General features: G+C 70.4%; 2 protein-coding genes and 1 pseudogene. 2 read left to right on the top strand and 1 reads right to left on the bottom strand.

Annotated elements, in window-relative coordinates; translation table 11 throughout:
* Window positions 1-53: 53 nt before the first annotated feature.
* Window positions 54-5,552: pseudogene (locus ACFY12_RS27520) on the top strand (type I polyketide synthase); the annotation flags it as partial.
* On the top strand, window positions 5,464-11,757 hold the full coding sequence (locus tag ACFY12_RS27515) for a type I polyketide synthase (protein ID WP_390718590.1): 6,294 nt from the start codon (window positions 5,464-5,466) through the stop codon (window positions 11,755-11,757). The pseudogene ACFY12_RS27520 and the gene ACFY12_RS27515, both read left to right, overlap by 89 nt.
* A 194-nt stretch (window positions 11,758-11,951) precedes the next feature.
* Here ACFY12_RS27515 and ACFY12_RS27510 read toward each other — a convergent pair whose 3' ends face one another.
* Window positions 11,952-13,148, bottom strand: coding sequence for a cytochrome P450 (locus ACFY12_RS27510; protein ID WP_390718589.1), 1,197 nt, complete (start codon window positions 13,146-13,148; stop codon window positions 11,952-11,954).
* Window positions 13,149-13,355: the final 207 nt, after the last annotated feature.

Genomic DNA, 13,355 nt, shown 5'->3' with positions numbered 1-13,355 from the left:
GAGAGCGGAAAGAGCGGACCACCATGACCACATCCAGTGAAACCGTCGTCGCAGCCCTCCGCGCCTCGCTGAAGGAAGCCGAGAGCCTGCGCCGCCAGAACCGCAAGCTCGTCGCCGCGGCCACGGAACCGATCGCGATCGTGGCGATGGCCTGCCGCTACCCCGGCGGCGTGCACTCGCCCGAGGACCTGTGGGAGCTGCTGACCGTGGGCAAGGACGCGATCGGCGCGTTCCCCACGGACCGCGGCTGGGACCTGGACGCCCTGCGGGGCGCCGGGGTCGACCAGCGCGGCAACGCCGTCAGCCAGGAAGGGGGCTTCCTCGACGGCGTGGGGGACTTCGATGCCGGCTTCTTCGGCATCTCGCCCCGTGAATCCGTCACCATGGACCCGCAGCAGCGCCTGCTGCTGGAGACCTCCTGGGAGGCCGTCGAGCGCGCCGGGATCGACCCGACCACCCTGCGCGGCAGCCGCACCGGCGTGTTCATCGGCACCAACGGCCAGGACTACGCCTACCTGCTCGTACGCTCCCTGGCCGACGCGACGGGCGACATCGGCACCGGAATAGCCGCCAGCGCCACCTCCGGCCGGCTCTCGTACACGCTGGGCCTGGAGGGCCCGGCGGTGACCGTCGACACGGCATGCTCGTCCTCGCTCGTGGCCCTGCACACGGCGACCCACGCCCTGCGGGCCGGCGAGTGCTCGCTGGCCCTGGTCGGCGGGGTGAACGTCATGTCGTCCCCCGGTTCCCTGATGGAGTTCAGCAGGCAGGGCGGGCTGGCGGCGGACGGCCGGTGCAAGGCGTTCTCGGACGCGGCCGACGGCACCGGGTGGTCCGAGGGCGTGGGTGTCCTGGTCGTGGAGCGGCTGTCCGACGCCCGCCGCAACGGGCACCCAGTCCTGGCGGTCGTACGGGGTTCGGCGATCAACCAGGACGGTGCTTCCAACGGCTTCACGGCTCCCAGCGGTCCTTCCCAGCAGCGGGTGATCCGGCAGGCGCTGGCGGCGGCCGGTCTGTCGGGCTCGGATGTGGATGTGGTCGAGGCGCACGGTACGGGCACGCCGCTCGGGGACCCGATCGAGGCCCAGGCGCTGCTGGCCACGTACGGCCAGGATCGTGACCCCGAGCGCCCTCTGCTGCTCGGGTCGGTGAAGTCCAACCTCGGCCACACACAGGCAGCGGCCGGTGCGGCGGGGATCATCAAGATGATCCTGGCGATGCAGCACGGCGTGTTGCCGAAAACGCTGTACGCGGATGTGCCGTCCTCGCACGTGGACTGGACGTCCGGCGCGGTGGAGCTGCTGACGGAGTCCCAGGAGTGGCCCAAGGCCGACCGGCCGTGGCGGGCCGGGGTGTCCTCGTTCGGGATCAGCGGCACCAACGCACATGTGATCGTCGAGCAGGCGGAACCGGACGAGGAGCCGGTGGCAGAGCCGGGTGTGGTGCCCACCGTGGTGCCGTGGCCGGTGTCGGCCAAGTCCGAGGAGGCGCTGGCGGTACAGATCGAGCGGATCTCCTCGCGCAGGGGTATGGCGTCACCGGCGGACGTGGGGTTCTCGCTCGCCTCGGGCCGTTCGGTGTTCGAGCACCGCGCGGTGCTGCTGGCACAGTGCCCCGATGGCGAACTGTCCGAGGCGGCCCGGGGCCGCGCGGAAGCGGGCCGCCCACTCGCGGTGTTGTTCTCGGGTCAGGGTGCGCAGCGGGTGGGGATGGGTCGGGAGTTGTACGGCCGGTTTCCGGTGTTCGCCGAGGCGTTGGATGAGGTGCTGGGGCACTTCGATGCCGGGCTGCGGGAGGTGATGTTCGGTGCTGCGGAGGGCCTGGACGAGACCGGGTTCACTCAGCCTGCGCTGTTCGCTGTCGAGGTGGCGCTGTTCCGTCTGGCGGAGTCTTTGGGTGTGCGGCCGGACTTTGTGGGTGGGCATTCGGTCGGTGAGGTCGCTGCGGCGTATGTGGCCGGGGTGTTCTCGTTGGCGGATGCGTGTGTGCTGGTGGCGGCTCGTGCGCGGTTGATGCAGGCGCTCCCGGCTGGTGGCGCGATGGTGGCCGTTGAGGCGGCGGAGAGCGAGGTGGCGGGTCGGCTGGTTGAGGGGGTGTCGCTGGCGGCGGTGAACGGGCCGGAGTCGGTGGTGCTCGCGGGGGAGGAGTCTGAAGTCCTCCGGATCGCTGATGAGTTGGCGGCTGGGGGGCGTAGGACGCGTCGTCTGTCGGTGAGTCATGCTTTCCACTCGCCGTTGATGGATCCGATGCTGGAGGAGTTCCGGCGGGTGGTCGAGGGGCTGTCGTACGGGGCTCCGCAGATCCCGGTCGTTTCGAACGTGACCGGCGAACTGGCTACCGAGGAGCTGCTGTGCTCCGCGGAGTACTGGGTGCGGCATGTGCGGGAGACCGTGCGTTTCGCCGATGGTGTGCGTGCTCTGGCGGGCGAAGGAGCCTCTGTCTTCCTGGAGTTGGGTCCGGATGGCGTGCTGACGGCTATGGCCCAGCACAACCTTGACGAGACAGCGGTGACTGTCCCCGCCCTGCGCAAGGACCGGTCCGAGGAGAGCGCGCTGCTCACTGCCCTCGCGCGGCTGCACGTGGCGGGTGTCGGGGTGGACTGGTCCGGGATCTTCGCCGGTACCGGCGCCCGCCGCGTCGACCTGCCGACGTACCCCTTCCAGCACGAGCGGTACTGGCCCCGGCTGGCCGCGCTGAGCGGCGATGTGACCGGTGCGGGCCTGCTGCCCGCGGAGCACCCGTTGCTCGGGGCGACGCTCACCCTCGCGGAGTCCGGTGAGGTGGTGCTGACGGGCAGGCTGTCGCTGCAGACGCATCCGTGGCTGACGGACCACGCCATTGGCGGCAGCGTCTTCTTCCCGGGAACCGGCTTTCTGGAGTTGGCGATGCGCGCCGCTGACCAGGCGGGCTGCGACCGCGTCGAGGACCTTGTCCTGATGGCGCCGCTGGTGCTCGCGGAGGAGCGCGCCACGCAGGTCCAGGTGCTGGTCGGGGCCGCCGACGAGGCGGGGACCCGCACGATCTCCGTACATGCGCGCCCCGACGGTGACCCCGGTCGACCGTGGATGCAGCACGCGGGCGGCACGCTGACCAGCGGAGAGCGGATCGTGGACTTCGGTTCTGCGGTCTGGCCGCCGCAGGACGCGGTGGCCGTCGACCTGGAGGGCTTCTACGAGGGGACCGGTTACGGTCCCGCGTTCCAGGGCCTGCGCTCGGTGTGGCAGTGCGCGGACGGGGCCTTCGTCGAGGTGGCGCTGCCGGACCAGGTTGCCGGGGAGGCCGGTTCCTTCGGGCTGCACCCGGCGCTGCTGGACGCGGTGCTGCAGTCGCACCGCATCGCCGGGGTCGGCAGTGCGGACGACCAGTTCCTGCCCTTCGCCTGGCGGGGTGTGTCGCTGCATGCGGGCGGTGCCTCAGTCCTGCGGGTCCGGGTGGTGAAGACCGGTGACGACTCGATGTCCATCGCGGCCGTCGACGTCGAAGGCGCGCCCGTACTGTCCGCCGAGGCGATGGTGATGCGCGCCTACCGCGACCCCGGCGGCAGCCCGTCGGCGGTGCGGCGTGGTGCGGAGCGCGATGAACTGCTGTCGTTGGAGTGGGTGCCGGCTCCCGAGGTGCAGTCTGCCGAGGTGCGGTGTGTGTCCCTGGGCACGCTGGGCACGGATGAGCTGGGTGCGGACGGGCTGGGAGTGGGGGCGTCGGTCGCGTCCCTGGCGGATCTCACCGGCGACGAGGATTTCGTGGTGGTCCCTGTGTCGTCCGGTGCGGGCGGCGATGTGCCCGCCCGTACACACGAGTTGACGGGCCGGGTGCTGGGTGTACTTCAGGAGTGGGCCGGCCTGGAGGAACGTGCCGGCGCGCGCCTGGTGTTCGTCACTCGCCACGCGGTCTCCGCCGACGAGGGGGAGTCCGTACGGGATGTGGCCGCGGGTGCGGTGTGGGGTCTGGTGCGTTCGGCGCAGTCGGAGCACCCGGGTCGGATCGCGCTGGTGGACCTGGACGACCTGGAGGGCCTGGAGGATGGTGCCGGGGGTTTGGCGGATGTGCTTGGGGGGCTGCCGGGTCTGCTGGCTTCGGGGGAGGGCCAGTTTGTGGTGCGGGCGGGTGCTGTGCGGGTGGCGCGGCTGGCTGAGCTGGGTGCGGGTTCGGGTGCGGGAAGAGTGTCGCCGCGGGCTTGGGATGTGGACGGTACGGTGCTGATTACGGGTGGTACCGGGGGTCTGGGGCGTGAGCTGGCCCGGCATCTGGTCGCCGAGCGTGGTGTGCGGCATCTGCTGCTGGTCAGCCGGAGTGGAGCTTCGGCGCCCGGTGTGGGGGAGCTGTGTGAGGAACTGACCGCTTACGGTGCCGAGATCGATGTCCGTGCGTGTGATGTGGCGGACAGGGCGGCGGTGGAGGCAGCTGTTGCCTCGGTGGATGCTGTGCATCCGTTGACCGCCGTGATCCATACGGCGGGTGTGCTCGATGACGGTGTGATCGCCTCGCTGACGCCGGAGCGGCTGTCGGCGGTCCTGCGTCCGAAGGTGGATGCCGCCTGGAATCTGCACGAGGCGACGAAGGGTCTCGACCTGGCCGCGTTCGTGCTGTATTCGTCGATCTCCGGGGTGCTTGGTGCTCCCGGACAGGGCAACTATGCGGCGGGCAATGTGTTTTTGGATGCGCTGGCCTGGCACCGTATGGCACAGGGTCTGCCCGGGCAGTCGCTGGCGTGGGGTGCCTGGGAGCAGGGTGGCGGGATGACCGCCGGCCTGTCCGAGGCGGATATGCAGCGGATGGCCTCGTATGGGACCGTGCCGCTGAGCCCGGAGCGGGGCCTGGCGTTGTTCGATGCCGCTACTGCAAGCGGCGTGGCGCACCTTGTCGCGGTCGGTCGGGTCTCCGGGCCGGTGCGGGCCCAGGGTCCGGTTGTCCCGTCCGTGCTGCGCGGCCTGGTCAGGGGCGTCCGCCGGACGGCCGCCGGTGCTGCCAGGGGCGGTGCCGAGGCGTCCGTGGCGCTCGCCGACCGGCTGCGGGCAGCGCGCCCGGAGGAGCGGACACGGCTGATGACCGACCTGGTCCGCGCCGAGGCCGCCGCCGTACTCGGACACGTCTCGGCCAAGAACGTCGACGCCCGGCGGGAGTTCAATGAGCTGGGCTTCGACTCGCTGACCTCCGTCGAACTGCGCAACCGGCTCTCCGCCCTCACCGGACTGCGGCTGAGCGCCACCCTCGTCTTCGACTACCCCAACCCCACGGCACTCGCCGACCACTTCGTCTCGGAGCTCGTGGACGAGGCCGCCACGAGCCCGGCCCTGCTGGCGGAACTCGAACGGCTTGACTCCGCACTCGCTGCCAGTGAGCCCGACGCACCTACCAGGGCCGCTGTCACCGGCCGTCTGACGCAGATCCTGGACAACTGGCGGAGCGCCCAGGTGGAGAAGGACGACGCAGCAGTCGCCGAGCGGATCGAAGCCGCCAGCACCGATGAGATCTTCGCCTTCATCGACAACGAGCTCGGCCGTGACACCGAGCTGGGCCGCCAGAGCGAGCTCGGCCGTCACAGCGAACGCTGAGTCCCCGGCCCCGGCCCCTTATTCACACGGAAGGTTCCACGGCATGCCGAACGACAAGAAGCTCGTTGACTACCTCAAGTGGGTAACGAACGACTTGCACCAGACCCGCCAGCGGCTTCGGGAAGTCGAGTCCGCCAAGCAGGAGCCGATAGCCATCGTCGGGATGTCCTGCCGGCTGCCGGGCGGCGTGCGATCGCCGGAAGAATTCTGGGAGTTGTTGCAGGACGGCCGGGACGGCATCTCGGCGTTCCCCACGGATCGCGGCTGGGACCTCGACCTTCTCGCCGGCGACGGAAGCGGTAGCAGCGCGACCACCGAAGGCGGCTTCATCGACGCCGCCTCGTTCGACGCGGACTTCTTCGGCATCTCGCCCCGCGAGGCCGTGACGATGGACCCCCAGCAGCGAGTCCTGCTGGAATCCTCCTGGGAGGCCCTGGAGCGGGCCGGCATCGACCCGGTGTCCCTGCGGGGCACCGAGACCGGTGTCTTCGTGGGCACGAGCGGTATCGACTACATCAACACCGTGATGAACTCCCGCGAGGACATCGAAGGCCACGGCAGCACGGGCCTCATCGCCAGCATCCTGTCCGGCCGGGTCTCGTACAGCTTCGGCCTGGAGGGCCCGGCCGTCACCGTCGACACCGCATGCTCGTCCTCGCTCGTCTCACTGCACCTGGCGGCCCAGGCGCTGCGTTCCGGGGAGTGCTCGCTGGCCCTGGCCGGAGGGGTGACGGCGATATCGACGCCGATGAGCTTCGTCGGATTCACCAGGCAGGGCGGGCTGGCGCCGGACGGCCGCTGCAAGGCGTTCTCCGACACGGCCGACGGCACCGCATGGTCCGAGGGCGTGGGTGTCCTGGTCGTGGAGCGGCTGTCCGACGCTCGCCGCAACGGGCACCCTGTCCTGGCGGTCGTACGGGGTTCGGCGGTCAACCAGGACGGTGCTTCCAACGGCCTGACGGCCCCCAGTGGGCCTTCCCAGCAGCGGGTGATCCGGCAGGCGTTGGCGGCGGCCGGTCTGTCGGGCTCGGATGTGGATGTGGTCGAGGCGCACGGTACGGGCACGCCGCTCGGGGACCCGATCGAGGCCCAGGCGCTGCTGGCCACGTACGGCCAGGATCGTGACCCCGAACGTCCCCTGCTGCTCGGGTCGGTGAAGTCCAACCTCGGCCACACACAGGCAGCGGCCGGTGCGGCGGGGATCATCAAGATGATCCTGGCGATGCAGCACGGCGTCCTCCCCAAGACGCTTCATGTGGCGGCGCCGTCGTCGCACGTCGACTGGTCGTCCGGCGCGGTGCAGCTGCTGCTGGAGCCTCAGGAGTGGCCCAAGGCCGACCGGCCGTGGCGGGCCGGCGTGTCGTCCTTCGCCATCAGCGGCACCAACGCACACGTCATCCTTGAGCAGGCGCCGGCCGTCGAGGACCCCGAGCCCGAGGCCGAGGCCGAGGACGAGACCGAGGAAGGGCTGTGTACTCCGCCGTCGGTCGTGCCCTGGCTGGTCTCTGCGAAGTCCGAAGAGGCACTGGCCGCGCAGCTTGAGCGGATCTCCGCACTGACCGACCGGTCGCCGCTCGACCTGGGGTTGTCGCTGGCGACCACCCGGGCGCACTTGGAGCACCGTGCGGTGCTGCTGTCCGAGGGCGACGAAACCGTCGAGGTGGCGCGCGGCTTGGCCGAGCACACCGACGGGAAGCTCGCGGTGTTGTTCTCGGGTCAGGGTGCGCAGCGGGTGGGGATGGGTCGGGAGTTGTACGGCCGGTTCCCGGTGTTCGCCGAGGCGTTGGATGAGGTGCTGGGGCACTTCGACGCGGGGCTGCGGGAGGTGATGTTCGGTAGTGCGGAGGGCCTGGACGAGACCGGGTTCACTCAGCCTGCGCTGTTCGCTGTCGAGGTGGCGTTGTTCCGTCTGGCGGAGTCTTTGGGTGTTCGGCCGGACTTTGTGGGCGGGCATTCGGTCGGTGAGGTCGCTGCGGCGTATGTGGCCGGGGTGTTCTCGTTGGCGGATGCGTGTGTGCTGGTGGCGGCTCGTGCGCGGTTGATGCAGGCGCTCCCGGTTGGTGGCGCGATGGTGGCCGTCCAGGGCACGGAGGGGGAGGTGGCGGGTCGGCTGGTTGAGGGGGTGTCGCTGGCGGCGGTCAACGGGCCGGAGTCGGTCGTGATCGCTGGGGACGAGGGCCAGGTTCTCCGTATCGCAGAGGGGTTTGCCGCTGAGGGGCGTAAGACGCGTCGTCTGTCGGTGAGTCATGCTTTCCACTCGCCGTTGATGGATCCGATGCTGGAGGAGTTCCGGCGGGTGGCCGAGGGGCTGTCGTACGGGGCTCCGCAGATCCCGGTCGTCTCGAACGTGACCGGCGAACTGGCCACCGAAGAGCTGCTGTGCTCCGCGGAGTACTGGGTGCGGCACGTACGGGAGACCGTGCGCTTCGCCGATGGTATTCGTGCCCTGGAAGCCGAAGACGTAGACACTTTCCTGGAGTTGGGCCCGGACGGTGTGCTGACCGCGATGGCTCAGCACACTCTGGACAGTGCCAGTCCGGACCGTGCCGGTGACCGGGTGGTGGTATCGGCTCTCCGCAAGGACCGGTCCGAGGAGAGCGCGCTGCTCACCGCGCTCGCGCGGCTGCACGTGGCGGGTGTCGGGGTGGACTGGTCCGGGATCTTCGCCGGTACCGGCGCCCGCCGCGTCGACCTGCCGACGTATCCCTTCCAGCACGAGCGGTACTGGCCCCGCCCGGCCGCACTGTCCGGCGATGTGACGGGTGCGGGCCTGCTGCCCGCGGAGCACCCGTTGCTGGGGGCGACGCTCACCCTCGCGGAGACCGGTGAGGTGGTGCTGACGGGCAGGCTGTCGCTGCAGACGTACCCGTGGCTGACGGACCACACCATGGGCGGCAGCGTCCTCTTCCCCGCCACCGGCTTTCTGGAGCTGGCGATGCGCGCCGCCGACCAGGCCGGCTGCGAACGGGTCGAGGAGTTCGTCCTGATGGCGCCGCTGGTGCTCGCGGAGGAGCGCGCCACGCAGGTTCAGGTGCTGGTCGGGGCCGCCGACGAGACGGGGAGCCGTTCCGTCTCGGTGTACTCGTGCCCCGATGGTGACCCCGACCAGCCGTGGGTACAGCACGCGGGCGGCACGCTGACCAGCGGTGAACGGATCAAGGACTTCGGTTCTGCGGTCTGGCCGCCGCAGGACGCGGTGGCCGTCGACCTGGAGGGCTTCTACGACACGACGGGTTACGGCCCTGCCTTCCAGGGCCTGCGCTCGGTGTGGCAGTGCGCGGACGGGGCCTACGTGGAGGTGGCGCTGCCGGACGGGGTCGCCGAGGACGCCGGGGCCTTCGGGCTCCATCCGGTGCTGCTGGACGCGGTGCTGCAGTCGCGTCGGATGGCCGGGGTCGGTGCTGCGGGGGACAAGCTCCTGCCCTTCGCCTGGCGGGGTGTGTCGCTGCATGCCGGGGGCGCGTCCGTGCTGCGGGCCCGGGTGATCAGGACCGGTGAGGACACGGTGTCCATCGTGGCCGTCGACGTCGAAGGCGCACCCGTTCTGTCCGTCGAGGAACTCGTCCTGCGCGCCCAACTAGCCGATACGGGCGACTCATTGACGGACCGGCGTGGCACGGCGCGTGACGCCCTGCTGTCGTTGGAGTGGGTGCCGGCTCCCGAGGCGGAGCCTGCCGAGGTGCGGTGTGTGTCCCTGGGCACGCTGGGCACGGGTGAGCTGGGTGCGGACGGGCTGGGCGTGGGGGCGTCGGTCGCGTCCCTGGCGGATCTCACCGGCGACGAGGATTTCGTGGTGGTCCCTGTGTCGTCCGGTGCGGGCGATGATGTGCCCGCCCGTACGCACGAGTTGACGACCCGGGTCCTCGGCCTGCTGCAGGAGTGGGCCGGTCGGGAGGGCTCCGGTGCTTCGCGTCTGGTGTTCGTGACGCGAGGGGCCGTGTCGGCCGATGAGGGGGAGTCCGTACGGGATGTGGCTGCGGGTGCGGTGTGGGGTCTGGTGCGTTCGGCGCAGTCGGAGCACCCCGGTCGGATCGCGCTGGTGGACCTGGACGACCTGGAGGAGCTGGAGGATGGTGCCGGGGGTTTGGCGGATGTGCTTGGGGGGCTGCCGGGTCTGCTGGCTTCGGGGGAGGGTCAGTTTGTGGTGCGGGCGGGTGCTGTGCGGGTGGCGCGGCTGGCGGAGCTGGGTGAGGGTGGGGTGTCGCCGCGGGCTTGGGATGTGGACGGTACGGTGCTGATTACGGGTGGTACCGGGGGTCTGGGTCGTGAGCTGGCCCGGCATCTGGTCGCCGAGCGTGGTGTGCGGCATCTGCTGCTGGTCAGCCGGAGTGGAGCTTCGGCGCCCGGTGTGGGGGAGCTGTGTGAGGAACTGACCGCTTACGGTGCGCAGGTAGATGTCCGGGCGTGTGATGCGGCCGACCGCGAGGCGGTGGAGGCAGCTGTCGCCTCGGTGGATGCCGGGCATCCGCTGACCGCCGTGATCCACACGGCCGGTGTGCTCGATGACGGTGTGATCACCTCGCTGACGCCGGAGCGGCTGTCGGCGGTCCTGCGTCCGAAGGTGGATGCCGCCTGGAATCTGCACGAGGCGACGAAGGGCCTCGACCTGGCCGCGTTCGTGCTGTACTCGTCGATCTCGGGTGTGGTCGGCACTCCGGGACAGGGCAACTATGCGGCGGGCAATGTGTTTTTGGATGTGCTGGCCTGGCACCGTATGGCACTGGGTCTGCCCGGGCAGTCGCTGGCGTGGGGGGCCTGGGAGCAGGGTGGTGGTATGACCGCCGGCCTGTCCGAGGCGGATATGCAGCGGATGGCCTCGTATGGGACCGTGCCGCTGAGCCCGGAGCGGGGCCTGGCGTTGTTCGACGCCGCTACTGCAAGCGGCGTGGCGCACCTTGTCGCGGTCGGTCGGGTCTCCGGACCGGTGCGGGCCCAGGGTCCGGTTGTCCCGTCCGTGCTGCGAGGCCTGGTCAGGGGTGCTCGCCGGACGGCCGCCGGCGCTGCCATGGGCGGTGCCGAGGCGTCCGTGGCGCTCGCCGACCGGCTGCGGGCAGCACGCCCGGAGGAGCGTACGCAGCTGATGACGGACGTCGTACGGACCGAGGTGGCCGCCGTGCTCGGTCATGGCTCGGCCAGGAACATCGACGCCCGGCGGGAGTTCTACGAGCTGGGCTTCGACTCGCTGACCTCCGTCGAACTGCGCAACCGGCTCTCCGCCCTCACCGGACTGCACCTGTCGGCGACCGTGGTCTTCGACAGCAAGACCCCCGCCGACCTCGCGGCCCGCCTCTACGGCGACCTGGCCGCACAGTCGTCCCTGGACGGCTCCGCGTCCCCAGCGGGCCTCCTCCAGGCCACCGCGCCGGAGACCGACTCGCTGGAGCGGCTGTTCCTCGACGCGGTGGAAGGCGGCAAGATCCCGGAGGCACAGCAGATGCTCTCCGCCCTCGGCGCCCTCCGTCCGAGCTTCGAGAACACCGCCGAACTGGAGGATCTGCCGGTGTCGGCCACCCTCGCCGAGGGCCCCGGAACGCCGCGGCTGATCTGTGTCAGCACACCCACCGCCAACGGCGGCGTGCACGAATACGCCAGGCTCGCCGCGCCCTTCCGGGGCGAGCGGCACGTCAGCGCGCTGCCGCTGGTCGGCTTCGCCACGGGGGAGCGTCTGCCGGCCAACCCCGAGACCGCGGTGCGGGTCATCGCGGAAAGCGCGCTCCGCGCGAGCGACGGCAACCCCTTCGTTCTGGTCGGGCACTCCTCCGCCGGAGCCTTCGCCTACCTGGCGGCAGCCCTGCTGGAGAACACCTGGGGCATCAGGCCCACGGCCGTGGTGCTGCTGGACACCCTCAGCCTCCGGCACGAGCAGAACGAGACCGTCGACTACGCAGGCCTGATGCGCCGCCACTTCATGGTCGACGAGGTCGCGCCGGTACGGATGACGAACTCCAGGCTGTCGGCCATGGCGCGCTGGATGGGCATGCTGAACCAGCTCGAAGTGCGGCACACGACCGCCCCCGTACTGATCGTCCGGGCTACCCAGGAGACCTTCGGCATCGGGACCGACACCGGTGTCTACGGTGATGAGCACGGCGGCCTGGTCCACGTCCGCGGCGTGGACGCGGACCACTTCTCCATGGTCCGCGAGGACGCCCCGGAGACCGCCCGGATCGTCAAGGAGTGGCTCGACTCCCTCGGTAACGTGTAACTCCCTCGGTAACGCGTAACTCCTTAGGCAACGCGTCACAACGGCACAGCGACAGAACGCGAGGGCGGGCGGCTACCGGGCCGCCCGCCCTCGCGCCTCCCCGTATCGGGCACCGGGGGCCTGAGCACCCCCGGGAACAGCCTCTACATAGGATCTACATCGGCCTTACATCGGCCCTACACAGTACACAGCCTCTACCAGGTGATCCGGAGCTCGGCGAAGCCGCCCGACAGCTGGCCTTCCTTCTGGCGCAGTTCGTCCACCGGGAGTTCCAGGCGCAGCTCCGGCAGACGGGTGAACAGCTTGGTGAACATCGTCTTGAGCTCCAGGCGCGCGAGGGGGGCGCCGATGCAGTGCCAGATGCCGTGGCCGAAGGTCAGATGCGGATTGGGGGCCCTGGTGGTGTCGAACTTCTCCGGCGCGGTGAACGCCCGCTCGTCGAAGTTGGGCAGGCCGAGGTCGAACAGGACCAGGTCTCCGGCGCGTATCGTCACCCCGCCGAACTCCATGTCCTCGCTGGCGTAGCGCGGCGGCAGGACCGATCCGCCGGCCCGGGCGGTCCGCAGCACTTCTTCCACGGCGCGGGTCATCACGTCGGGGTCGGCGAGCGCTGCCGCGCGCTGGTCGGGGTGGCCGGCCAGCAGTGCCACGCCGTTGTCCATGATGCTCGCGACACTGTCCAGCCCGGCGAAGAGCAGCCCCATGGCCAGGTGTGCCACGCGGTCCTGGGGCAGCTCGCCGTCGTTGAGCCGGGAGATGATGTCGGGGCCCGGCTCGGTCCGCTTGTGCTCGACCAGCCCCTCCACGTACGCGCGCAGGTCGCTCTGTGCCCGCAGGGCGCTGTCGCGGTCGTCGAGCTTGGCGATGCCGGACAGCAGTGCGGTCAGCTCCTCGCGGAGCCGCGGCGGTACTCCGATGACATCGCAGAGCACAGTGAGGGCGAACGGGACGGTGAGCTGACCGTGCAGGTCGCCGGGAGGCCCCTGGGCGATGAACGCGTCCAGCAGGGTGTCCGCGGCCTTCTCCACCCTGGGCTGCATTTCCAGGACGCGACGGGCCGAGAACAGCGGTGTGAGCAGGCGGCGGGTCTCGGCGTGCTGCCGACGTCCGGTCTCGGCATCGTCGTCGCTGATCAGCAGGTCCAGGAACGGGCTGCGTACGTACTGCGCGGCGGAGGCCGGGCAGGGGTGCGTGCGGCCGATGCGCTCGTCGTGCAGCAGCTCCTTGAGCTCGGCGTGGCGGGTCACCAGCCACGCCTCGTCCCCGGCGGGTGTGCGCACCCGGTGGATCGGCCCCTGGTCCTGCAGGGCGCGCAGGAGCGGGCTCAGCTCCAGCGTCTTGGGCGGTTCGAGGTCGAGGCGGGGAATGTCGTGGGAGGCGGCGGCGGTCATAGGGAGGCCCCTTACGTGTGCTTCATGACGTGATGCGTGATGACGTGATGCGTGATGACGTGATGCGTGATGCGTGGTGACGTGACGCGGGATGACGTCACGCGTGCGGGGCGACGGTAGCGAGGTCAGGACCGGGAAAACCCTACAAATGCCCCGGGTGCGGCCCCCGTTACGGCCCCCGCCGCGGCCCTTTGCGAACGGGGCGTG

This window comes from Streptomyces sp. NPDC001339, from assembly GCF_042895955.1.
In the GTDB taxonomy this organism is placed as follows: Bacteria; Actinomycetota; Actinomycetes; order Streptomycetales; family Streptomycetaceae; genus Streptomyces.
Note: the sequence above shows the minus strand (reverse complement) of the source record. Positions and strands in the feature narration are given on the sequence as shown.